21 protein-coding genes are annotated in these 23,832 nt (G+C 44.2%); all 21 read right to left on the bottom strand.

What is annotated here, in order from left to right; genetic code table 11:
- Positions 1-17 precede the first annotated feature (17 nt).
- Entirely contained in the window at positions 18-404 is a 387-nt protein-coding gene (locus tag QOX44_RS01205) for a hypothetical protein (RefSeq protein ID WP_283680824.1), read from the bottom strand.
- Positions 405-448: 44 nt separating this feature from the next.
- Complete coding sequence (locus tag QOX44_RS01210) at positions 449-1,963, bottom strand: phosphotransferase (RefSeq protein WP_283680825.1); 1,515 nt, start codon at positions 1,961-1,963, stop codon at positions 449-451.
- Positions 1,960-3,408, bottom strand: a complete 1,449-nt coding sequence (locus tag QOX44_RS01215; protein WP_283680826.1) for a flippase — start codon at positions 3,406-3,408, stop codon at positions 1,960-1,962. The genes QOX44_RS01210 and QOX44_RS01215 overlap by 4 nt, the downstream gene beginning before the upstream one ends.
- Positions 3,409-3,445: 37 nt before the next feature.
- Positions 3,446-4,525, bottom strand: coding sequence for a glycosyltransferase WbsX family protein (locus QOX44_RS01220; RefSeq protein WP_283680827.1), 1,080 nt, complete (start codon positions 4,523-4,525; stop codon positions 3,446-3,448).
- A gap of 14 nt (positions 4,526-4,539) precedes the next feature.
- Entirely contained in the window at positions 4,540-5,409 is an 870-nt protein-coding gene (locus QOX44_RS01225) for a glycosyltransferase (protein ID WP_283680828.1), read from the bottom strand.
- Between the two features lie 12 nt (positions 5,410-5,421).
- Positions 5,422-6,420: a glycosyltransferase family 2 protein gene (locus QOX44_RS01230; protein WP_283680829.1), complete on the bottom strand. Its 999-nt coding sequence runs from the start codon at positions 6,418-6,420 to the stop codon at positions 5,422-5,424.
- Positions 6,421-6,422: 2 nt separating this feature from the next.
- Entirely contained in the window at positions 6,423-7,607 is a 1,185-nt protein-coding gene (locus QOX44_RS01235) for a glycosyltransferase family 4 protein (protein ID WP_283680830.1), read from the bottom strand.
- Positions 7,589-11,434: a hypothetical protein gene (locus tag QOX44_RS01240; RefSeq protein WP_283680831.1), complete on the bottom strand. Its 3,846-nt coding sequence runs from the start codon at positions 11,432-11,434 to the stop codon at positions 7,589-7,591. Before QOX44_RS01240 ends, QOX44_RS01235 begins: the two co-directional genes overlap by 19 nt.
- On the bottom strand, positions 11,421-12,389 hold the full coding sequence (locus tag QOX44_RS01245) for a glycosyltransferase family 2 protein (RefSeq protein ID WP_283680832.1): 969 nt from the start codon (positions 12,387-12,389) through the stop codon (positions 11,421-11,423). Before QOX44_RS01245 ends, QOX44_RS01240 begins: the two co-directional genes overlap by 14 nt.
- Before the next feature lie 156 nt (positions 12,390-12,545).
- Positions 12,546-13,784 (bottom strand): nucleotide sugar dehydrogenase, encoded by a 1,239-nt coding sequence (locus QOX44_RS01250; protein ID WP_283680833.1) that lies wholly within the window; start codon positions 13,782-13,784, stop codon positions 12,546-12,548.
- A gap of 123 nt (positions 13,785-13,907) precedes the next feature.
- Entirely contained in the window at positions 13,908-15,266 is a 1,359-nt protein-coding gene (locus QOX44_RS01255) for a sensor histidine kinase (protein WP_283680834.1), read from the bottom strand.
- Positions 15,267-15,270: 4 nt separating this feature from the next.
- Positions 15,271-15,939, bottom strand: coding sequence for a response regulator transcription factor (locus tag QOX44_RS01260; RefSeq protein ID WP_283680835.1), 669 nt, complete (start codon positions 15,937-15,939; stop codon positions 15,271-15,273).
- A 46-nt stretch (positions 15,940-15,985) separates the two neighbouring features.
- Positions 15,986-16,699, bottom strand: a complete 714-nt coding sequence (locus QOX44_RS01265) for a PepSY domain-containing protein (protein ID WP_283680836.1) — start codon at positions 16,697-16,699, stop codon at positions 15,986-15,988.
- Positions 16,700-16,846: 147 nt separating this feature from the next.
- Positions 16,847-17,554: a hypothetical protein gene (locus QOX44_RS01270; protein WP_283680837.1), complete on the bottom strand. Its 708-nt coding sequence runs from the start codon at positions 17,552-17,554 to the stop codon at positions 16,847-16,849.
- Positions 17,555-17,620: 66 nt separating this feature from the next.
- Complete coding sequence (locus tag QOX44_RS01275) at positions 17,621-18,382, bottom strand: class B sortase (RefSeq protein ID WP_283680838.1); 762 nt, start codon at positions 18,380-18,382, stop codon at positions 17,621-17,623.
- Positions 18,383-18,392: 10 nt separating this feature from the next.
- Positions 18,393-19,523: an LCP family protein gene (locus tag QOX44_RS01280; protein ID WP_283680839.1), complete on the bottom strand. Its 1,131-nt coding sequence runs from the start codon at positions 19,521-19,523 to the stop codon at positions 18,393-18,395.
- 12 nt (positions 19,524-19,535) lie between these two features.
- The gene (locus tag QOX44_RS01285; protein WP_283680840.1) at positions 19,536-20,201 is read right to left on the bottom strand and encodes a hypothetical protein; all 666 of its coding nucleotides are present in this window, start codon (positions 20,199-20,201) and stop codon (positions 19,536-19,538) included.
- 30 nt (positions 20,202-20,231) lie between these two features.
- A complete protein-coding gene (locus tag QOX44_RS01290) occupies positions 20,232-20,969 on the bottom strand; it encodes a polysaccharide biosynthesis tyrosine autokinase (RefSeq protein WP_283680841.1) in 738 nt (245 codons plus the stop codon).
- A gap of 17 nt (positions 20,970-20,986) precedes the next feature.
- Positions 20,987-21,709 (bottom strand): YveK family protein, encoded by a 723-nt coding sequence (locus QOX44_RS01295; protein WP_283680842.1) that lies wholly within the window; start codon positions 21,707-21,709, stop codon positions 20,987-20,989.
- A 16-nt stretch (positions 21,710-21,725) separates the two neighbouring features.
- The gene (locus QOX44_RS01300) at positions 21,726-22,445 is read right to left on the bottom strand and encodes a CpsB/CapC family capsule biosynthesis tyrosine phosphatase (protein WP_283680843.1); all 720 of its coding nucleotides are present in this window, start codon (positions 22,443-22,445) and stop codon (positions 21,726-21,728) included.
- 10 nt (positions 22,446-22,455) lie between these two features.
- Positions 22,456-23,772: a polysaccharide deacetylase family protein gene (locus tag QOX44_RS01305; RefSeq protein ID WP_283680844.1), complete on the bottom strand. Its 1,317-nt coding sequence runs from the start codon at positions 23,770-23,772 to the stop codon at positions 22,456-22,458.
- Between the last annotated feature and the right edge of the window lie 60 nt (positions 23,773-23,832).

The following is a 23,832-nucleotide window of genomic DNA, read 5'->3' on the forward strand; positions in this document are numbered from 1 at the left end:
TTTTCACGCTACTCCATCTACAGACTCGGATCTAAATAAAGCTGTAAATCCCACGCAGCATCTCTGGTCTGATTGACTGCTACAGCAGTTTTTAACCCGCTCATTTTTTTATCATTGATAAGAATCCGTTCCCCATAAGGAGCTTCAAATACAATGTGATCATATCTGACATTTTGTTCCATCAGAAATTCTTTTGTTATATTTTCATACTGCTTTTTTCTGGAGGTCAGAAAAATAATCATATCCTGCTCTGGAATTGTGCTTAGAAATTCTTGCGCACCAGGCAAAAAAGAATCCTTTCCATCAATCAAATAGCCATTGTGTTTTACCAAAGTACCATCCAAATCAAGAATCCAAGTATGCCCTAATTTTGATAGTAAAAGACGGTTTTTATCCTGCATCATCAATTTGTCTCCTTCACAACCCGTTTTAATTTTTTCGCGCATTTTTAAAGTAGTTCTGCTAGCACATCTTCAAAATAAAGCAATCCATTATAAAAAGCTCCACAGATAGAATCATAATCTTCCCATGCATACGTTGTAAGCGAGAGCCAAATAAGTGCGTGAATCATTTTGATATGCTTCTTTGACACAGAATCACCTAAAAGCTCAAAAAACTCTTCTTCCATATCTTTCCATTCACTAGTCTCAATAGTCAAATCCACTTCTGCATCTTTAATTTCTAAAGAAAATCTTTTTAAATTAAACTGGTCGTAATCGCCTACAACAGAATAGTACAACTTGGCCCAATCATAATTCGCATCTCCTACAATTTTGCTAAATCCAAAATATCCCCTGGGATCAATCAACACTGGATTCTGCTTACTGTCTAACAGAATATTAGAAAATGTACAGTCACCATGTATCAGGCAAAACTCTGAAATTCTATATTCACTAAGGAATTTTTCCACTACATCTTTATAGAAAAAGATATTTCTGCATGTTTTACCGTTGATCCGAACCGTCTCATCCATAGCAAACGGAACCAGATTCTGTATCTTTTTCAAACGGTCAAATGTCTTTCCAAAATAATTGTTCCACACGCTAAAATAATCCACAGGCTGCGCCTGCAAAGAGTGCAGTTCCTTCAGCATAATAATAATTTTCTCCAAAACTGCCCGTTTTGTATTGTGATCAAATGTATACTCAAATACATTCTTGCCGTCTGTTATTTCCATAATAAATGGCGTATAAGAATATATCTGAGGAATATTTTTAAATCCTTTCTGTATCACATATTTATACCAGTTTTTCTCTCGCTCCTCCAAAAGCTTTCCGTGCTCATCAATGCCCTCTTTCACAAGCTTATCACCCTGTATACTTAATTTATTAAACGGACGACATTTACTAACTGGCAGCTTATTATACTCTGAAATTAAACCAAACTCCCTGGTCTCATACAGAGCAACTTCCTGTAGCTCTTTGTTTTGACTCTTTAACCACGGCACAAACTCTCCCTGCTCTGGAACATCTTTCAGTTCATCTTTATTTTTAAAAATAAAGAAACCTGCCACACCGTGTTCTTTCGATTTTACTTCACAGAATTCTCCGTCAATATACGACCACCTGCAGTCAAAGTCTTTAGAGATCCCAACATAATTTGCCTCCTTTTCTGGCAAAATAAAATCTGAAGGCAAGACCAGATCTGACCAAATCAGTAAAAATGCCTTATCCTTTGGTACTAGGCTCATTGCCTCCTGCACTCCACCGCATGTGCCCTTTTTCCCTTTGGCATCTACAACAATATACTGAACATCGGCAAAAGTTTCAAGATACTTTTTTAATACATCACATTTATAGTCTCCAATAATAATGAATTTTTTATCTTTAAATTTTCGGAAATTATAAAAAATCATTGGGAGACTGTTGATTGGTACAAGCGCCTTCGGTTTATTAACTGTAAGCCTCTCCATTCTTTTTCCTCTTCCGCCTGCCTGAACAATAATGTACTCAATATCCATCATGTTTTCCTCACTTTCATTTTATTTTTTATTATATCAAAAAGTTGCAGTGCTATTTGATTCTTAAATGTCAAAAGAATCAAACCATATAAGAGTCCGCCTAAAATTGTTGTAGCTATTAAGATCATAAAGGGACTACCTGTTAAACATCTTATTCCAAAATAAACTGGAACAATGAAAACTGCTGAAACTATAAATTGCCAAAGGTTATGTAGAACTCCGGTATAGCAAATATACTTTCTTGAGAAATACGCGCATATTAGCAATGCTACCAATTCAGCCAACACTGTACTGATTGCGGCTCCTTCCTTTCCAAATTTCGGTATCAGGGTATAATTCAAGCCCGCATTTATAGCAGCTGCACTGCAACTCGCATACAGAGAATATTTTTCTTTTTCCATTGGAATAAATACCTGTACCGACATCAAATTACTTATTCCTATGATAATAATCGTAAGTGTAAGAATCTGAGATGTAAGGCTTGCCGAAACATATTTTTCTCCACTTAATACATACAAAGTTTCCCGACTCAGTACACACAGCCCTAACGATGCCGGTATTGCGATAAACAATACACTATTCATCACCTTCAAAAACAACGTTTGATATTTATGAAACTCTCCTTTTGCATAGTAAAATGACAATCTTGCAACAACAACAGTGCCTATAGATAAAATCAGTTGTAATACAATCCGGTTCATTTTTAACGCTGCACCATATAAACCAACCTCTACGTCTCCGCAAAGAAATCCCAGCATAGTTTTATCCAGATTCATATATATATTGCTTGCCAGATTTAATCCAAAAATGACCAAAATCGGTTTAAAATGCCGTGTAAAATCATACGACATGCTCTTTTTAATCGTAATAAACTTTCTTGCATGAATCAGATTCAGTAAATTAGATCCAACTGCTGCAAACACCTGCACAAAAGCATACTCCAAATAATCATCTGAATCTTTCACTAAAACAAACAACAAAACCAGTGCCAGCGCCTGAAAAACAACACTTCTGATTGTGATATATGCATATTCCTCTAAAGCACCATAAAGCCAATCAATCCCTAAAGTTGTAAAACCTATCTGTAACCCGCTGATCAATAGCACAAAAACATACGGTTTAAACTGCGGAACAGTCACCAGCATAATTCCAAAAACAGCATACGATATTACTGTCGTGACTATATTAATAATTAAAATTTCCTGCACAAATGTGCTTAGTTTTTGTTTATCATCCCGATATTTCGCTCCCTGCCGTATTCCATAAGTAGAAATTCCAAGAGATGCAAATAGCATAAAATATGCTACGACAGAGGTTGAAAAATCAACCTTCCCTATGCCAGAGGGACCCAGTACTCTTGATGCATAAGGAAACGAGATGAGGGGGAAAAACATACTCATCAATACCTTTATAGCACTTAGTACCGCATTTTTTTTAATGGATTTCATTTTTATTTTTCCTTCCTGTTTTTATCAGGCTACCACATCAACTATTTTTATTTTCTGAATTCACTCGTGCAATTGATTCCAAATATCTATATCCATAATGCTGATCTGGTTCTAAATATGCTCCTTCCCCCCATTCATTCCATGCATTAATAAAAATATACTTCTCTATGTCCGATCTATGGAACAATTTTTCCAAGTGCTTTTTAAAAAGATCTGGTGACGAGTTTGTAAAAACAATTCCTCGGTTTCCCTTTCTTGCTGTGTTGTCCCAATCAGGAAACGTTCCGATATAAGTCTTTCTCTGTGCCGGATATTTACGTTCTTCTATTAAACGATATATGTCTTTTGTATTTAATCTGGAAACTTTTCCTACACCATAGTGGTAATTCAGATATCTCTTTATTTTCGAGAAAAGATCATTTTTTTTCACTTCATGGCAACGTGTATAAATCGGTTCAAACACAACGTCACCTTCACTATTGCCAAGTACATGATCCTTCTGAATAGCGTTTAAGGTCTCCAGAATATAGATTCCCTCAAATCCTTCTTCTCGCATTCTCTTTTGCCAGTAGTCCACCATTTCCTCGCATCTTTCGATATTGCATGCAGTATACAATAAAAAAAGTGGTTTTCCATCTATTCTTATATACCTCTTATCTCTGAAAAATGGAAGTAAATACTGTAAATGCGCTTCCCAATCTTCTTCTCCTCCATAGTTCTGATGGATCAGGTATTCCTTATCATTTCCATCCCAAGTTCTTGCCCACGATTCGTTTGCCCAGGAAATACAAAACGGTATTGTAATTCTGCTGTCTTTCAGCATATTTTCCATTGGTTTTTCCAAAAGAAGCTTTCCTGTAAACCAGTAATGGTAATAGCAAAAACCGTAAACTCCATATTTCTGAGCTAATTCGGACTGCCAGATCTGTGTTTCACTATTTAACAAGTTATAGTAATTTTCGTTTAACGGAATTCTGGGCTGTACATGTCCTGGAAATAAAGGCTCTGCCTTTTTTGTATTTCTCCATTCCGTAAACCCTTTTCCCCACCATTCATCATTTTCCGGTATTGCATGAAACTGCGGCAAATAAAACGCTAGTATCTTTTTATTATTCATTTTTCCTCCATAAATTACATTTTCTTTAATAAAATCTTACATCCCTCTACAATATATTTATATGTAAAAATGTTCTTATCAATGGTATTCTTATGTGCCTTTTTCGTTGTCTCACCATTAATGTGCTCTACTTTCAATACAGGCGAATATAATATTTTGTAATTCTTCTGTATACAGTAAAAAGATAACAGATCTTCTTCGCCATACATAAATGTTTCTGGTGAAAAAGCGAATTCTTCTTTTTTCACAAATTCCGGCGTAAAAATAATGCACGCCCCCTGCAATACTACATTTTCATGCGGCATTTGATATAAAATATTGCTTTGTGTTTTTTTATCTTTTTTATCAAACAGATACTCCAACACGTTTATCTTGTTTTCAAGATGCAATAGCTTTTTTAATTTAAAATATTGCAAAAAAATCCATTTATTTAGAAGCATCTTTCGAACTTCTCGCTTGCTTAGCACATGAGCTCTATGAGGGTTCTGATGAATGCCGCTTGGAGTCACTAAGTCAGGTCCTAAAACCGCACATGATGTTTTCTGATACTCGTGCTGCAAGAGCTCGACAAAATCAGACTGCCGAAAAATCGTATCATTATTTGTAATCACCATAAAAGAAGCCTTTAAAACATCCCTCGCATACTGATATCCCAGATTATTTCCTTTTGCAAAGCCTAAATTTTCCTCTGCCAACAGTACCGTTACTTTTTCATCTTGCTCATACTGTTTCTGTAGCAATTCACCACTATTGTTCGGCGAATGATTATCCACAACAACAATAGAATACTCGCTATAACCTATGGACTCTTTAATGGACACTATGCACTGTTCCGTCGTTATTGTATCTAAATAATGTAAAATAATAAAACTTATATGATCCATATACACTCCAAACTAAACAGGATTTTTTAATCTAATTATTTTTTTATCTTTCAAAAACTGAAATACCCTTCCCCCAAGTGAAAACCACTCAATATTAATAAAAGAAGCTAGCGCTATCAAGCGTGTAAATCGTTTGTTTTTGTTATCTCTCCACACATTTGTACGATACTTTTTAATAATAGATTTCAAATATAGCTTCTCTTTTTTATACGCTCCCTTTCCTGGAATTCTCCTGAAAATATCAACTGCCGCTATAAACAGTTTGGAAGCCGCTGCATCTGTAAGCTCAGGATACTTTCTGCTGATAAATTCAAGCACTTCCTCCGATGCCAAGACTTGATCCATTTTCCTTATAGAAAACTCCGAATTCACAATACTGCCAGATCTTTGATAATAAAAATAAAGCTTTGCCTGATTGAAAACTATCCTATTTGCTTTATCATACACTTTGTACATAATCTTGACATCTTCAAATAGTTCTCCAACGGGAAACCGTATTTCATCAAATAATGTTTTTCTATATAATTTTCCCCAACAATAGGAATCAATACCTTTTCTATACAGCATTTTTTCTAAAGTTTCTTCGTTACTAATCAGTGCTGTATCATACGCGGTTATATTATCATTATACTCGATTTTACTACTTTTTGTCTTTTGATAAGAGCACATCGCAATATCTGCATTCTTTTGCGTCAACATTGTATATAAGGAACCCAGATAATCCGATGAAACATAATCATCAGAATCAACAAATGCCAAATACTCTCCCGTAGCTTTTTCAATTCCAAAATTTCTTGTGTCAGACACCCCTCCATTTTTTTTATGAAACACTTTCACTCGGGTATCTACCTGTTGAAAAGAATCACAGATTTCTCCTGATTTATCCGTTGAACCGTCATCTACTAATAGCACCTCTATATTTCTATATCTCTGGTTTAGCAGGCTATTTACACACCGCTCCAAATATTTCTCAACGTTATATATTGGCACGATTACACTAATCAACTCCATCTTCACTCCTGCCCACGATCATTCAAAATATCCGCATACTGTCTGGCTATAACTCGATAATCATAACCTTTAATCAACTGTTTCATATTATTGACAATTGTTCTATACAACTCTTCGTCCTGTAACAATCTATTTATTTTCTCTGCTATAGCTGTTGGATTCTTTTCAGGACACAACATTCCATTTTCCCCATCATGTATTAAACTGGCAATTCCCCCTGAAACGCTAGCAATGACTGGAATTCCTGATGCCATTGCTTCCAACATAACTAAACCAAACCCTTCTTTTGAACCATCCGGCATCGTAATAGATGGAGCAACAAATATATCAGCTGAAGCATAAATAGTTTTCAATTCTTCATGCGTTTTAGCACCAAGGAAAACTATTTTATCACCTTGTTCTTTTGCCTGTTGTTTTAAAGCATCTTTTAATGTTCCATCACCCACAATTACAAGTTTCGCATCTACCTGCTTCATAGCTTCAATTAAGTATGTGACACCTTTTATTTCAGCCAGTCTTCCCACAAATAATATTACTTTTTTGTCACCTTGCTTAAAATAATCTAATACTGCATGTTGCTTTCCAAATTCTAAAGCATTATATCCCATGGAAATAACACGCACTTCTATAGTATCACAAAGTTTCCGAACTTCACCCTTTAGCAGCTCTGATACAACAGTGATACATTTTGCTTTTTTCAAGCACTGTATTTTTAGCTTTTTAATAATTCCTATATTCAGAGCCTTAATATCCCCCCCATGGCTTGTTACAATATACGGTTTTTTAAAAAATGACTGTACAATCCCCTGCGGAATAATCCAGTGTGCATGTACAATGTCAAACTGAGGAAGTAAACGAAATAAATGCCAGTACAGAGACAAAAATAAAAACGGAACTAATAACGCCCTAATTTTCTTTTCCTTAATTCGGGGTACAATCGCACCCGGATAGCAGAGTGTCTCCCATTTATGGATCGGGAAATAATGATATCTGATCACTTTTACCCCATTCATTACTTCCTGATTCTTCGCCCCTGGCGCAGCCGGTACTAATGCCGTCACATCAAAATACTCTGTCAAAGCTTCTGAAAGATCAAGAACAAACCTCGGTTCTGTGTCCCCTTTCCAACGCGGGAAAGTCGATCCCGTCACCAGAAGTTTTTTCTTTTTTACACAATCTCCACCCATATTACTTCTCCTTTTATCTTGCATCCTTGCCAACTGAATGCATCAACCGAAAGGTTTTCCAAAGCTCTCTCTTTATCAGTTTTCAAAGTAATGACAATACTCTTATCTTCTTTAAAATGATAGCCTGCATAAGTAGCCTGCCCACATACTTTTTGTAGCTTTACTTTTTGTATAGCCTCTTTCCTCGCATAACCAGCTGCAAGCACCGCTTCAAGCTCTTCCTTCACTTCCTTCTCTGACTTATCACACATCAGGTAAACCTCGACAGTATCATCACTCTCTACCTCAGGCGCAGCCAGCTTCAAAGTAATATTATATACGGCTTTCGGAAGCTTGACAGCTGTACCATCCTCTGTCTCAGTTCCGCTTGCAAGAGCTAAGCTCTCAAGCGATATCTTTCTTCCATTGTTCAGCGCTGGATGTTCCTGCTGCTGTGCCACCTGCGCAACCTTTCCTTCACTGCGCGCCCACAGTGTATACTGCCCCGCCTGCCCGATGATATTATATTTTCCGAGCAGCCTGAGATAATCTGCTGACAGTCCATGTGTGAGCAAAAAGGCATCTGCAAGCGAGCTATTTGCTTCCCCATACGTAATCGTCTCGATCTGTACCTCCGGCATGCTCTCTGTCAGATAATCGAATCCACTGTTACCATCTCTTATCTGGTCAAATTTCTGTACGACAAACAGTTTCTCTGCTTCCGGATTCTCATTTACAATCCCACACAGCATCTCAAGCTCGGGCTCCTCCTGACCGAACTGGTACTTTTCTGCTGTCAGCTCAATACCGAGCAGTGAGGAATGCATCCTGAGACTGTCGCCTGTCTCAAGCTTATAAGACAGCGCGTTGCACTTTTCTTTCAACGCAAGAGGTACCTTAATATAAGTAGTACCATCCTCATCCCTCAGGAGATCGGTATCTTCAATCGTCTGCTCCGCAAAAATGGTTCCTTCTTCTGCATCAAAAAACTGAATTCTTCCGATCTCCCCCTGTGGAAGCATATTTCTTGTAAGCTGCACCACCTCAAGATAGCATACATAGCTTCCTGCTTCCAATGCAATCGCTGTCTCAGTCGCCTGATTATTATCTGAGAACCGATCTGTATCTGCGTCTTTTTTACCTGTGTTTTTCTTAGCAGACCTGATCTCATCAGAAAATGCCAAAGCTTTCATTAGTGTTCCTTGCGAAAGCAGCTCTCCGCCATTCTTCTGATACGTCTTATACGCTTTTGATTCATTGCGTACGAGCACTGTATAATATTTTCCCCGCTGGATCACAGAGTACTGCTCCATTGCATTATAGTATGAGTGGGAGGATGTAACGCCGATCAGATAATCTTCCTGTGCAGATGCCGCCTCATCCCTTGTAATGATCTGCACATCGTATTCCGGTAAACGCTCCTCAAAGCAGCTCACTGAAAGATCACTGATATTCTGTGTATCGCTGGCTATATAAGCGACCGTACCCTTCTCCCCACAAAGTGCATCGAGCTCCTGTATTGCTTCGCATGCATCAGCAGTCGTATTTCCACCATTCAGTCCTACTGTATACGCAGGTGAAGTCTTCCAATAATAGATATGATCTACCTCTGCGTTTGCAGCAATACTGCCGCTTAACTGCACCTTAAAACTGCGCATAATATCTGCGCTTGAAAATTGAATACTTATCAGACCATTATTGTCGTTTAATACGCTCTCATCTATCTTTTTTGTAACGAGCGAACCATCTGCATGAGTCAGCTTGATATCGCCCGTCTTTCCTGACAGTTCCCCTACCTTGCCAAAATAGATTTCCATGCGGTAAGTTCCCGGAACAAGTGTTGTTGCCTTTCCAAATGTCACTGTTCTGGAAGTCTCTTTCTTCTTTTCTGTCTCCGTCTCTGTCTCCGCCTGTTCCTGGTTTGCCTGTTCCAGATTATCATCTGCCAGATCTTCCGCATCTGTCTCCTGACCCGCGCTCTCCAGTTCTTCAACTTCCTCATCTGATAAAGTATCTTCTTCCTCTGTATCTATGCTGGAATGCAGCGGAAGCTGTTCCATTCTCTGTTCAACAATCTGCTCGATCGCAGTCTCTGCCTGGCTTCCACGTCTTGCCCAGAGTGCGTACTGCCCTGTCATATAAAGAAGCTTATACTCTGGAAGTTTTTCCGGAAAAGTCCTTTCTGTTATTTTCTTCCCTGTTTTGGAAAGAATTACCGGAGTCTGTGTTTCGTCCTGCAACAATTCGAAAAACTTATTCTGCTCTTTTTTATCGTTCTGAATGATCTGGATCTCCTGCCGCGGCGCCAGAGACTGCAGGATCACAAGTTCCTTTTCAATCCCGCCTTCCGCATAATAGTAACACTCTTGCTCTTCTCCAAGTTCTGAAAGCACAGATGCCACAGGAGCCAGTGTCTGAAAGCTGTTTTCCGTAAACTTGACTGCCGTATGGCGGTATACAAGGAGATTGCTGCCAAAACACAGTATGAAAAAACCTGTGATTCCCATTACTCTTAACACTTGGTTTTGCTTCTTTTTTTTCATATCTGCCTTTGCACAGAACAAAAAAATCATTGCTAAAAGAACCGCGACACACGCTGCACAATATACGACCGCTGCCGCGTTCATCCCCCAGTTCTGAAACAGCAATAATAGACCATTGTTACTGTTGGATATCTGGTTTACGCTATTTTTTTGATAAACACCAGCAGTAATAATCGCAGATACACAGGTCACAAGCAGATAGGCGATCAGTTCCTTTGACCAGTTCACTGTATGTTTTACATAGATAATCCCCGCAAGAACCAACAGTGGTGCACATACCTCAATACCACTAAGTGAAGTCAGTCCCACTGATACGCTTCTGGAATTATCAAACAATGCAGTCAGGATAAACTGAAATAAAAACACATAAAAAATAAAATCAATGCTTTCTCGCAGCTTCCACCCGTGTTTTTTGATCAAAAACCAGACCGCCGGACCAATCAGCAGCAGACTGTTTACTAAAAGAACATAGGTTTTCCCCATAAATGCAGAAAACAACCCGGAAAAGGATCCATTTTCCCATCCAGTGCGTAATCCATTCAGATATACCTCTAAAGAAGAAAACGGAACAACATCAAGAGCAGCTGCTTCCACAAAACTATGCAGAACAAACCGCTCTGCAATATTTCCTGCCGCTACGCCAAGCAATACAGCCAGTATCAATTTCAGCCAAACCGTCTCATCCAGCTTTTTTCGTCCTGTCAAAATCCCCAGACATACGATCACTGCAGCATCAAACCCAAGCAAGCCGATCTGAAAAAACGGCAAAAGAATCAGGCATACAGCAAGCAGAACCATTCTGCCACTGCGGTACTGCTCATGCAGCTGCACAAAACAATAAAAACTCAGCCATACAAGAAACAGCACGATCATTTTCGGTCCTGTAAAACTTTTAGCTGTTGACAACACTGGAATGATCGCAGCAAAAAAGCAGGCAGCCGAAAGAAATGTCTCCTTTTCCTTTTGAAACAGTCTGCGCGCCGTCATCACTGATACTACATAGCTGCCGCAAAGGAAAGCACCATTTAATAAAACCGCTGCCTTATATGCTGCATATGGACTTTTTAAAATAGCACAGATCGGCATCAAAACCAGGCTGTACCCTAATGAGCATAAGGAACTGCCGCCATATAAGGTAGCACCTCCCTGCCCCAACAAAAATCTTGCTCGTTCCCAGTAAACATCTTCGTATCCAATATTGGATATGATTCCTGTGCCCATTGCTGCATAGAACACAGGAATCATCAGAAATACAAGTGATAATGCCTGAAGGATCCTGGCACCTGACTTATTACTCTGCTTCATCCTGATTCTTCTCCTGATTATCATAATCTAACTTTCTGACATGGTACTGAATATCCTCAAGCAGCTTTCGGTTTGCTGCAATAATGTCTCCCTGAAGTCCTACAATAATCGTCATAACACCGAGAATGATCAGCATGCTCGCAAGGATCAGCGACTGAACATGCCCGGCCCCGGTTCCTCCAAAATAGAAGAACAGAAAACGGATACCGATCCCTACTCCACCCAGGCTTAAAACACCTCCAAGAATCGAAAAAAACATCAGTGGCTTATACATTAAAAATGCCCGGATGATCGTCAGCATGGATTTCTTTACATAGCCCATCATACTGTTAAACAGCCGGGATGGTCGCAGCTCTCCATTTGTGCGAATCGGCACAGAGGTCACGGCAATCTTGTTGCGCCCTGCCTGAACGATCGTCTCAAGCGTATATGTGTACTCATTTACAACATTCATGCGCAGCGCAGCTTCACGACTATACGCACGAAATCCACTCGGTGCATCTGGAATATCTGTTTTAGATGCCTTTCTGACTACCCAGCTTCCAAAATGCTGCAATTTCTTTTTAAGCGGTGAGAAATGTTCCGTCTGATCGATTGGTCGCTCTCCGATCACCATATCTGCCTTCCCTTCCAGGATCGGACGAACAAGCTTCTCGATATCATCCCCCACATACTGGTTATCTGCATCCGTATTTACAATAATATCCGCACCATTTCTCAGACACGCATCAAGACCTGCCATAAACCCTTTCGCAAGCCCCTTGTTCTGCTTAAAATTAACAACGTAATTCACGCCCCAGTTCCTGGCTACCTCAACGGTATTATCCTTACTTCCGTCATTGATGATCAAGTATTCGATCTCATCAATCCCGTCAATATGCCTGGGCAGATCGTTGAGTGCGATCTCCAGTGTCTCTGCTTCATTATAACATGGTATCTGAATAATCAGCTTCATCTTGCTGTTTCCTCCATCGGCAACTTATTTTCATACGGCTTTATTTTAGTATGCAGGAGAATTTATGTCAAGCTTTCTGTCATTTTTATTAAATATTTGTTACGAAATATTGCTGTTTTCCTCCGCTAACCTGTCTTTTATGCCCCAGTACACACTCTAATCCCTGCAAAAAATATCACGGGTGTATACCTTTTCCTGCACATCGTCCAGGCTGCTGTCGTAACGGTTCGCAATGATCGCCTGACTCATATCCTTAAACCTGTTCAGGTCATTGACTACCTTGCTGCCAAAGAAGGTGCTTCCATCCTCCAGCGTTGGCTCGTAAATAATCACCGTTGCTCCCTTTGCTTTAATCCGTTTCATCACACCCTGAATAGATGACTGACGGAAATTATCGGAATTGGACTTCATCGTCAGGCGGTATACGCCAATCACACATTCCCTCTCCTGATCTGTTGCAAAATCGCCGCGATTGTAATAATCATAATATCCCGCCTTTGCCAGTACGCGATCCGCAATAAAGTCCTTACGTGTACGATTGCTCTCTACGATCGCGGACATCATATTTTGGGGAACATCTGCATAATTTGCCAGGAGCTGTTTTGTATCTTTAGGCAGACAGTAACCCCCATAGCCAAAAGACGGATTGTTATAATGGCTGCCAATACGTGGATCCAGACAGACCCCGTCAATAATCTGCTGTGTATTTAATCCCTTCATCTCTGCATACGTATCCAGTTCATTAAAATAAGAAACACGCAATGCCAGATACGTATTAGCAAAGAGTTTGACCGCCTCTGCCTCCGTAAATCCCATGATCAACGTATCAATATTCTCCTTGATCGCTCCTTCCTGAAGCAGTCCGGCGAATGCCTTTGCAGCCTTTACAAGACGGGCATTCTCTACATCCGTACCGACAATGATCCGTGACGGATACAGATTATCATACAAAGCCTTTGACTCCCGCAAAAATTCCGGACTGAAAATAATATTGTCACAATGATATTTTTCCCGAACAGATGCAGTAAAGCCTACCGGAATCGTTGATTTAATCACCATAATCGCATCGGGGTTACATTCAATCACCAACTGAATCACAGCCTCCACAGCAGAGGTGTCAAAGAAATTCTTTTTGCTGTCATAATTTGTCGGCGCTGCGATTACAACATAATCCGCCTCCCGATACGCTGCCTGCGCATCCAGAGTTGCAGTAAGATCCAGATCTTTCTCTGCCAGGTATTTTTCTATATATTCGTCCTGAATTGGTGATTTTCTCTGGTTGATCAGTTCTACCTTTTCTGGAATAATATCCACTGCCATTACTTTGTGATGCTGTGCCAAAAGCGTCGCAATCGACAGTCCTACATAACCGGTACCTGCTACTGCTATTTTCATTTTGTATCTCCTCATATTTTTCAAAAATTAAAATTTTGCTAACGATTCAGCTGAAACAACGATAACATTCGCACGTTTTTTCCATTATACCATACTCATACTGTACTCGCAACTATATGGATATCATGCCAGTGGAAACCAAAAAACAAATTCTGTTCCTTCTCCCAGTCGGCTCCTGACCGTAATCTCTCCTCCGTGTTCTTTTACGATCCATTTTACCATAGACAGCCCCAGCCCGGAGCTGTCTTCTCTTGTTCTCGATATATCCGCCTGATAAAAACGCTCCCAGATATGAGGAAGGTCCTCCTCACTGATCCCTATGCCATCATCAAGGATCGTCCCTTCGATCCGGCCAATGCCCTTTTGTGCTGTCACGCGGATGTGTCCGCCTGGACGGCCATACGTGACTGCGTTCTGGAGCAGGTTCATCCAGAACCGGATCAGCAATGTCTCATCCCCAAGGATGTAGAGGTTTTCTTCAATCTGTGTCTCGATGGAAATCGCAGGAGACTGTTCCTGTGCCAGACTCTGCGCCTCCTCGCACGCCAGCTCCGTCAGCTCTCCGAAATCCAGCCGCTCCAGTGAAATTTTCTGCCTTCCCTGATCGGCGCGCGTCAAAAAGAGGAGCTGTGAGATGATCTGAGAAAGATACAGGGACTTTTGCCTGAGCATTTCTATGCCCTCTCTGGTCTGTGAAGACAGGGTATCATCTTTTAATAATTCTTCGCACTGCAGCAGCATCGCAGCGACAGGCGTCCGAAGCTCATGCGAAGCATCGGACGCAAACTTCTGCTCCCTGCGAAAGCCTTCCTCCAGCTGAACCAGCATCCGGTCAAAGGTGTCTGCCATGCGGTATATTTCATCGTTTCCTTTCCCCAGTGCTACTCTTCTGGAGAGATCTCCGTCCTTTTGTATTTCACACACCGTATCTGTGATCCTGCTGACCGGGCGCAGCGTCCGCCGCGTCATCAGATATCCCGTCACAGCTGTCAGGATCGTGAGCAGCGGCATGAGGATCGCCGTCAGGCGGATCGCAAACCGAAAGCTCGCTTCTGCCGCTGTGATCGAGGCAACTCCCCGGATCACAACAGAGCCGTAGTCGGTAATGTCGTAAAACAGGTCCATCACATAAAATTCAATCTCGTTTGCCGCGTATTTGCGCACCGTTCCGTCCTCAAACAGAACTGAATTATCAAAACCATACGGCACCTTACCATAGAGCAAATATCCATCCGCGTCATATACGGACAAATATACGCCGTATTCCAGGCTCATCAGCTCTGAATCAAAGTTCAGTTTTCCATTGTCATTCTCAATGTGCTCTCCCGCCTCTGAGACCTTCTGCTCCAGCTGGTTCTGCACACTCGCAAGCAGCTCCTTTCCACTCAGAGAAAAGAGCAGGGCAAATACACCGCATGTCACAGCCGTCATCAGGATCGTATACAAAAGCGTCAGCTTTATCTTCAAAGATAATCGTCTCATAACTTTATTCCCTCAGCACGTATCCTGCTCCCCGTACTGTGTGGATCAGCTTGTGCTCCTGCCCCTCATCAATCTTTTTCCGCAGATAACGGATATATACGTCGATCACATTTGAGCCTCCTGTGAAATCATAATTCCAGATATGCTGCTCCAGCTTTTCCCGTGAAAGCACAGTGCCGGCATTCTGCGCCATATAACGCAAAAGAGAAAATTCCTTTCCGGAAAGACGGATCTCCCTGCCTGCCCGCAGTACCTGCTGTGTATCAAGATGTACCTCCAGATCCCCCACCCGGCATATATTTGATTTCACAGCTACCGGCTTTCGCAGCATCACACGGATGCGCGCGAGCAGCTCCTCAAACGCAAATGGCTTAACGAGATAATCATCCGCTCCCGCATCGAGCCCCTGCACCCGGTCCTCAATGCCATCCTTTGCGGTAAGCAATAGCACCGGGATCTGATTTTTGCTCTGCCTGAGCTTTTTCAAAACCTGCAGTCCGTCCATCACAGGCATCATCACATCCAGCACGATGGCATCATACTCCGCACACGCCAGATACTCAAACACCTCCTGCCCGTTAAAGCAGGAATCCACACTGTAATTCTCTGCTGTCAGCCGGCCTGTGATCAGACGGTTCATATCCTTTTGGTCCTCTGCAACTAATATCCTCATACGGATCAGCTCCTTCTATATTCTGCTTTGTATAAGCGAGACTGTCTTAAAAGGCTTTTTCCTCACTCCACTCAAGGATCTGCCCATCCAGCGCGCTCAGTTCAAACTCATATTCTATGCCGTCATAGAGGAGGTCTCCTTCGTACATTTCTTTTCCGTCATCGTACTCATATTTTATTCGGATATCCATATCCGTAGCGCCCTCCACCTTATCAAGGACGATCTGTGTCGCCTCCTCACGTGTCAGCGCATCTGGATCCTCCGGCACCCGGTCATAGTCTTCCTCCACCTCATGTTCTGCTTCAAGGATCTGCGCTGTCTGCACATCAATCTCATAGCTGTATTCCTCTGCATCTACATACAGCTCTACCTCATAGATTGGATGTCCGTCATCTGTATCTTCTTTCACCCGAAGTCCTGTCAGCTCCTCCTGTGTCAGTCCAGCATCGGCAAGCGCTGCCTGGATCGCCGCCTCCTGGGAGGGCTCCCACTCTCTGTCAGATGCATCCGGGCGCTTCTTCCCCGCATCCTTCCCTCCATCTGTCTGATCTGCATCTGCGCTTTCCAGACTGCCGCTTTCCTGTTCATTCTTATCCGCGGCGCGTACTCCCTGCGGCGCCTTTGCACGGATTCCTCCCGTCTGAGTCTCCTGTGTCGTCTCTTCTGCAGCTGCCGGAAGTACTCCCGCACCCAGCCCGCCTGTCATCAGCATACCCGCGATCACCACTGCATGAAACGCCATATATTTTTTCTTCATCATAAAATAATTTCCCCTTTCTGCATTGCCTTCTGTTTTCTGTTCTTATAGTCTGTATTTTATATGAGAAAAATTAAAGGAAAATTAAAAGTCCTATAAAATAACCCCGGAAATGTCTCCTGTCTCGCATTTCCGGGGCTATTGCTGATATTATTGTGCCTCTGTCAGGGCTTCTGTTTCTGTCTGTGCCTCTGCTGCAACCGGCGATGTGCCTTCTGCTGCATCTGTGTCTGCATCCGCCTGACGGTATACAAGGGCTGCCGGAGCAGATGTGCTGTGGATAGCTACCTTCACCTGATTATCCTCTGCCTTTTCTGCCTTCAGAAGCTCCCAGCCGTCCTCTTCGCAGTCAAACAGCATGTAGACTTCCATGTCCTCTGTCAGGTTGTTTACAGTAAATGTACAGATCACCGGATTTTCCTTTGTCGGCTCTACACCATCAAAGGTAAGCTCCCACACCGGGGAAAGAAAATGCAGTTCCTCAAGAAGAGCCTGTATATCTGCATCTGCTACCTCACCGTTTGCATCAAAGAGCTTGATCAGCGAAATATCCACCAGCTCTTCCAGCGCTTCCTTAACGGTCACTTCTGCATCTGCCTCATTCAGGCTGTCGATGACTGCCAGTTCTTCCTCCGTATAGTTGTCGCGGATGATCTCTGCCCAGGTCACAGTACCCTCAGCAAGCTGCTCTACCTTCGCACCCTCCAGTGAACCGACCGGATCCTGTTCTACGACCTGTTCAGCCGGAATATTTCCCTGCTGCGCGCCGCCGCCCTGTATGCTCGGAGCTGCGCCGGCAGAAAGTCCCAGGCCCAGAAGCATAGTTCCTGTAAGTGCTGCTGCCAGAATTCTTTTCATAATCTTCGTTCCTCCTTTAATCATAAACTAAATCTCATATATAATAAAACAGAACGCTCTGCTTCATTACCGCAAAAATGTCTTTTCGAGAATCCCCTGCACCAGATAGGTCATCCCATCGCCCCGGCTGCTTCCGGTAGAAAGCGTCAGAAGCCTGGTGTCCTCCCCCACCACAGTATCTGTACATGCCGCCTCGTCTATCTGTGCATACAGATTGCGCTGCGACAGGATCTCTTTTATGTATTTATCCATCCCTTCGGGACTGCCACAGTCAAAGCTCTGGAGCAGGTGCCGGCTGTCATACTCGTATGCCGCAAAAATACGATAATACCGGATCGCGTCCGGGGTGTACACTGCTATCGTACGATGCGTGTCAAAAAAGCTCTCATCCTCAAATAAGCGCAGGCTGCCAAAGAGCGTTCCGTCACTGCAGTTATTTCCATACAAAACCGTATGCGCATCCTCGAAATCTGTTCCGTTATACTGGCTCTCACTGCAGACGGAGCCGTCTGCATCCGCTTCCCCTGTCCACGCATGTGACAGATAATAAGAAACGTCTCCTTCTCTTTGCAGTACCGGCGTATCGATCGTAGTCCCCGGCACTGTGATCCATGCATAGATGTCCGGGTTGATCGCCTCTAATTCTTCAAAATCCACAGGGATCTCTCCCAGGTCACTATCCTGCTGGGAAAGATCTGCCTTCTGCCGCATCTCAAGGAAACGCTCTGTCCGTTCCTCCTCCAGTGTCCGCTCTCTCCATACAAAGACAGCTGCACCGGCACCGATGACAGCCAGCAGCGCCGCAAGGCACAAAAGGAATTTTTTCATTGCCTCATCCTCACCTTTCCTGTACCTCCTGATAAAAAGTTTCGAGAATCAGATCCATCAGCTTCTCTTCGTCTGCATAGAACTCCTCATACCTCGCACCCTGTCTTATCTTTCCCTCTACCATCTGAATATCTTCCATATCAAACTGAATAGACGGGAGCAGCGATGCAAGATAAACCGCTTCATTTACACCGATACTTGTTGCCATATCTGAGGTAAGCTCCTGATACAAATCTGCCACCAGAAGAGGATCCTTTCGGATCGCGGCGCTGGCTTCCTGTATAAAGGCGTTCGCATACGTCTTCTGCCGGTTCATACGCGCATTGTTGCTTCCCAGCGCATCTCCACGGTATCTCACATAGCTCTTTGTCTGTTCCGCATTCAGTCGGACCGTATCTCCTTCGGAGTACGGCTCTCCTGCCAGGATCATATCCTCCGTCAGTGTCACTGCGACGCCTCCTACCGAATCATTGATCTTTCCAAGCGCATCCCAGTCGATCGCCACATACCCATGGATCGGCAGATGATAAAACAGATTAGAAACTGCATCCTTTACAAGCTCTGCCCCTTCCTGCTTAGAGGTTCCATAAGAAAATGCCAATGCCAGATGATTTCTGGATTCGCCGACATAATTGCCCTGGCGGTCATACGTCGCAATATCTGTCATCGTATCGCGGGATATGCCGATCAGCTTCAGACTATGTGCCTTCTGATCCAGCACTGCCAGAAAAATCGCGTCTGCCTGTCCATTTTCGCCCTCGCTGCGCACTTCTTCCCAGCTCTCGCTTCCCTGATCAACTCCCATACACAGCAGGGTGATGATGTCCTCATTGTATCTGTACTTCTTCCCATTCTTTGATACAAGTCCGCTCTCATCCTGTGCATCCTTCAGGTCCATCTGCACGGCTCCGGCATATTTCATAAGATCACTTTTTCCTGTACTGCGCAGGATCGTAAAGCCTCCAAAGCCGGCAACCGCGATCACCAGCAGCACAACGGCCGTAATAAGAACTGCTTTTCCTGCCCGCCTGCCCGGACTGCTGTGTCGTCTTCTGCGGTGGTGATGACGGTGATGGCTGTGTGAGCAGACAGTCCGTGAAAGCCTTCTTTTCCGTTTTTTCCTGTAATTATATAGCTGCATCGTCATCCATCCCTATTCTATCGTCAGTGTCAGCTTTGCCCGGTTAGACATATTGTCATCCCGGTCGACCACAGAATAATACAGCTCATATGTACCAGGTCCGTTGATATCGTGCATGCCTGCGATATGGATCTGATAATAAAGCCAGTCCGGTCCATCCTCATCATCCGTAATATCCTTTACAAAGGACAACAGGCTGTAGTCCTCTCCGGCTTTTACTGTATAGTGATCTGTCGTCAGATAAATCCTCGGGTTCTCCGGCGGAAGCTGCGCAAACTCATCCGTCTGTGCCTCGGTCTGCTCGGTCTGACTTTCTGTCTCCGGCTCATAATCCAGCCAGTCCGCCCCATCTGCCGGCCGATACTCAATCCGGCGTGAAGCCTGTCCGATGTTATTGCTCTTATCCTTTGCATAGTAAATGGCAGTAGCCGAAGTCTGATTTTTCATAGGAAGTACGGATTCCACTACCACGGAATCTGTCACATCGCCATCTACATCATCCTGCGCTGTGACTCCCTTCAGCAGCAGCTCCATATCGTCTCCCTCCCGGTACAGCACCAGCTCATCCGAAAAAGAGATCACCGGAGGCACAGTGTCCTCCTGCGTTCCCATCCAGTAATATAATCCCCCCGCGGCAATACAGCCTGCGATCAGCAAAGCCAAGACAACTTTTTTCATAGGTCATTCCTCTCAGTAGCCTAAGCGCCACTATTTTTTCTTTGTTTCACTGTCCCCATAGTACTTCGTATATTTCCCGTATCCGTATTTTTTCCCGTACTTGCCATATTTATTATAGTAATTATAATAATACTTCTGTCCCCGGATATCTACCTTATTGAGCACAACTCCAAGGATCGGACATCCACCCTTCTCAAGCTGCTCCTTGATCTCCTGGACAAAACGATAGCTGATCGTCTCTGCCTCCACTACGATCACTGCACCGTCGCTGTATTTTGCCGCGATCGCCGCGTCAATAACACTGCCAAGCGGCGGACAGTCGATCAGTATATAATCATACGTCTCACGCGCCGCGCCAAGCAGCTTGTGGAAGGTCTCCCCTGCCAGAAGCTCCGACGGGTTCGGCGGCATCGGCCCGGCCAGTATGACATTCAGCGTATCAATATCTGTATTGCACAGCACATCCTCCAAAGGAGCCTGTCCCGACAAAAAATGAGAAAGTCCTTTTAAGGTTTCAGGAATCCGGTAATTGCCTGCCATCACGGATTTTCTCAGGTCAGCATCAATCAGCAGGACATGCTTTCCCGTATTTGCCAGAGACATTGCCAGATAATGCACCACAGTACTCTTTCCCTCATCCGGTGTGCAGCTCGTAAACACGATCACCTTCTTATCATCGCCGCAGAACTGCAGATTGGTGCGAAGTGCTTTAAAGGCCTCGTCACATTCATAATTCAACGCATCCGTCTTAATCTCTATCTTTGCCATCATTTACTCCTTTGTCTCTACTTCTGCTTCTTCGACTTTTTCCTGTCTGACTCCATGATCGGGATCGAGCCAAGCACGCTGACTCCCAGATACCGTTCCACATCCTCCGGACGCTTGATCGTATCATTCATCATGTAGCGGATAAAGATGATCGCCATCGCGATCACCATGCCCGCCAGCATACCCATCATTCCGTTCCGTTTATAGCTTCCCAGAGTCTGCGCCTGTGGAATGTTTGCCTCCTCCACGACATTGACTGCGCCTGTATCCATGACTTCCTGAATGTGCACTGCCGCCATATCGCGTACCTGTGTAGCAAGCTTGCTCGCCATATACGGATCCGGATCAGAGACGCTGATCGTCACGATACGTCCTGCATCCGGGAGCGTCACCGCCACTCTTGACGCAAGATCCTCTGCGCTCATAGACAGACCCAGCTCTGATACGACGCTCTCCATAACCGTACGGTCCTTAATGAGCTGTGCATAATCATTTGCAAGGGTTGCACTCAAAGCAAGGTCACTGCTGTTTACAGCAGCCGTATCCTCATTTTTACTTAATATGTACATCTTGGTAGTAGAGGTATACATCGGCGTTGTCGTCGCCTTTGTATAGATCAGTGCGCAGATCCCCACCAGGATCCCGGCAAACAGGATCAGCCAGAATCTGCTGAGCATCACGCTTAGCAATTCCATCAGATCAATCTGCTGTGACTCTTTTTCCTGATTCCTTGGTTCCATTTTTTCTCCTCCGCAATCAAATATATTCTCCCGCAAGCATTGCCCGCGGATTTTCTGTAAGAAGCCGCTCCATCTCGCGCTCCCCGAGCTTTTTTCTCAGATACTCCGCGCACGGTCCGATACACGGCATACGCCTGTCTGTATGGTGCGCGTCACTCCCTATCAAATGTACATATCCTTCTTTGAGCAGTCTGCTGCAAAAATGCTTTGTCGACCATCCGCATTCTCCCAGGATACTTCCCGCATTCATCTGGATATATACGCCGGAGTCCACCAGGCGCCGGATGAACTTCATATCCCGCAGCGCCCTGTAGCGCTCCGCATGAGCGATCACCGGACGGTATCCGTCGATCAGAAGCTCCCCGACGCAGCGCCAGATCGTATCTGCCAGATCACCTGGCATAAACTCAATCAGCACATACTTTGTACCGGCAATACAATAGCTGCTGTCTGACTCAAGCAGCCTCCCCATCTCATTTTGCCGATAAAGCTCACAACCAAGATACAGCTGCATATCCGGGATATCCTGCGCCATTATCCGGCACAGCCGCGCAAACTGCTCTCTTACCGTCTGTCTAGAAGTCTCAAAATACCCTCTGCGGTAATGCGGCGTCAGCAGCACGGTCCTGACTCCCTGCCTGTACTCCATTTGAAGCATTGCCACCGCCTCTCGCATACTCGATGCACCGTCATCCACGCACGGCAGGATGTGGCAGTGTACATCCGCGAAATACATACCCATCACCTTACTCTGTTGCGACAGCTTCTGATACTTCTGTCTCTTTGGCGTCTGTTGCGACAGTTTCTGATGCGTCTGTCTCTTTGGCGTCTGTTGCGACAGTTTCTGATGCTCCTGTCCCTTCGGCGTCTGTTTCATTCAGCTTTCTTGCGATCGCTGCCTCCTGCATATCCAGCTCCTCGATCGCTGCAAGCATCTCCTCCCTGAACGCTGCATACTCCGCAAGCGCTGTCTCATATGATTCCTCCCGGAGCTGCTCGTACTGCTCATACTCTGAATACGTGAGCACATTAACCTTCCGGTCTGCCTCCAGCTCTTTAAGATAATTCAGCAAAGCAGTAAATGAAGTCAGGCTCAGATCATAGTCCACATCCTGTGAAATTTTCACGACCTCATTGATCGAAATCGCCACAGACTGCTGCTTTGCAACGATCGCATCCAGCTGTTTCTCGATCTGGTCATCTCTTTGCGTATACACCGCGGTATCGATTACTCTGAGATCACCCTGAGATGCTTCATCCTCTGACGCCTGCTCTATCACAGGGAAGTCCCCGGTATCGTTCACGGCAGCCATCGTAAAGCCAAGCTGCGCAAGCTGCACGTCCGTCACCTCACCGTACTGCTCCGGTGTACAGAATACCGTCACCGGCTGATCGTAGCCACTCTCCTGCATCCGTGCAAGCGCCTGCTCCAGCGCCGCAGAAAATCCGGCCGGCTCTGTCTCCGGCTCATCTTCTGTCTGAACCGCCTCCGTCTGCGCCTGCGTTTGTGCTGCTTCCTCTTCACTTTCCGATTCCTGCTGCGCGTCTTCAAGGATCTCTGTACCAAACTCTTCGCTGAAGTCCCGATGGTATTCCGTCTCTTCTGTCTCTTCCTGCGGCTCTTCGCCTACAGAAAGCGCGTAATCCCATCCGGAATCCAGCATCTCCTGCATCATCTCGCTGCTGGAATACTCATCCTTTTTCTCCATCTCCCAGCTGGGCATCCGCCCATTTCGCATAGCAAAGGTACCACGGAAACCGTACTGATCCATCAGATCAAAGATCGTATCATACAGATCCCGGCTCATATTGTCAAAACCAAGCAGGACACAGGTCCGCCCTTTTTGCTTTTCAGCAAGAGAGGTCTGCCATTCCCGGTCCTTTTTTTCCCACTCACGCCGCTTTTCATTGATCGGCTCCAGCTGCTTTGCCACTTCGCCGATCTCCTGCTGTCTTTGTGTGGCCAGTCTTTGCTCTTTTCTCAGAAAGACAAATGCAAATGCAGCCCCCGCAATACAAAGCACGACCAGCAAAGCCGTGATCGCTTTATGTAATCTTCTCATACTCTTTCTTCCTTTTCATACTCCTTTTTCCCGGTAAATGATACAAAACATTTACATTAT

The organism is Parablautia sp. Marseille-Q6255 (assembly GCF_951230155.1).
Lineage (GTDB): Bacteria > Bacillota > Clostridia > Lachnospirales > Lachnospiraceae > Choladousia.

Coding starts and splice junctions, on each gene's coding strand:
- QOX44_RS01205 (WP_283680824.1), bottom strand. CDS start 404: ATGATGCAGGATAAAAACCGTCTTTTACTATCAAAATTAGGGCATACT.
- QOX44_RS01210 (WP_283680825.1), bottom strand. CDS start 1,963: ATGATGGATATTGAGTACATTATTGTTCAGGCAGGCGGAAGAGGAAAA.
- QOX44_RS01215 (WP_283680826.1), bottom strand. CDS start 3,408: ATGAAATCCATTAAAAAAAATGCGGTACTAAGTGCTATAAAGGTATTG.
- QOX44_RS01220 (WP_283680827.1), bottom strand. CDS start 4,525: ATGAATAATAAAAAGATACTAGCGTTTTATTTGCCGCAGTTTCATGCA.
- QOX44_RS01225 (WP_283680828.1), bottom strand. CDS start 5,409: ATGGATCATATAAGTTTTATTATTTTACATTATTTAGATACAATAACG.
- QOX44_RS01230 (WP_283680829.1), bottom strand. CDS start 6,420: ATGGAGTTGATTAGTGTAATCGTGCCAATATATAACGTTGAGAAATAT.
- QOX44_RS01235 (WP_283680830.1), bottom strand. CDS start 7,607: ATGGGTGGAGATTGTGTAAAAAAGAAAAAACTTCTGGTGACGGGATCG.
- QOX44_RS01240 (WP_283680831.1), bottom strand. CDS start 11,434: ATGAAGCAGAGTAATAAGTCAGGTGCCAGGATCCTTCAGGCATTATCA.
- QOX44_RS01245 (WP_283680832.1), bottom strand. CDS start 12,389: ATGAAGCTGATTATTCAGATACCATGTTATAATGAAGCAGAGACACTG.
- QOX44_RS01250 (WP_283680833.1), bottom strand. CDS start 13,784: ATGAAAATAGCAGTAGCAGGTACCGGTTATGTAGGACTGTCGATTGCG.
- QOX44_RS01255 (WP_283680834.1), bottom strand. CDS start 15,266: ATGAGACGATTATCTTTGAAGATAAAGCTGACGCTTTTGTATACGATC.
- QOX44_RS01260 (WP_283680835.1), bottom strand. CDS start 15,939: ATGAGGATATTAGTTGCAGAGGACCAAAAGGATATGAACCGTCTGATC.
- QOX44_RS01265 (WP_283680836.1), bottom strand. CDS start 16,699: ATGATGAAGAAAAAATATATGGCGTTTCATGCAGTGGTGATCGCGGGT.
- QOX44_RS01270 (WP_283680837.1), bottom strand. CDS start 17,554: ATGAAAAGAATTCTGGCAGCAGCACTTACAGGAACTATGCTTCTGGGC.
- QOX44_RS01275 (WP_283680838.1), bottom strand. CDS start 18,382: ATGAAAAAATTCCTTTTGTGCCTTGCGGCGCTGCTGGCTGTCATCGGT.
- QOX44_RS01280 (WP_283680839.1), bottom strand. CDS start 19,523: ATGCAGCTATATAATTACAGGAAAAAACGGAAAAGAAGGCTTTCACGG.
- QOX44_RS01285 (WP_283680840.1), bottom strand. CDS start 20,201: ATGAAAAAAGTTGTCTTGGCTTTGCTGATCGCAGGCTGTATTGCCGCG.
- QOX44_RS01290 (WP_283680841.1), bottom strand. CDS start 20,969: ATGGCAAAGATAGAGATTAAGACGGATGCGTTGAATTATGAATGTGAC.
- QOX44_RS01295 (WP_283680842.1), bottom strand. CDS start 21,709: ATGGAACCAAGGAATCAGGAAAAAGAGTCACAGCAGATTGATCTGATG.
- QOX44_RS01300 (WP_283680843.1), bottom strand. CDS start 22,445: ATGTATTTCGCGGATGTACACTGCCACATCCTGCCGTGCGTGGATGAC.
- QOX44_RS01305 (WP_283680844.1), bottom strand. CDS start 23,772: ATGAGAAGATTACATAAAGCGATCACGGCTTTGCTGGTCGTGCTTTGT.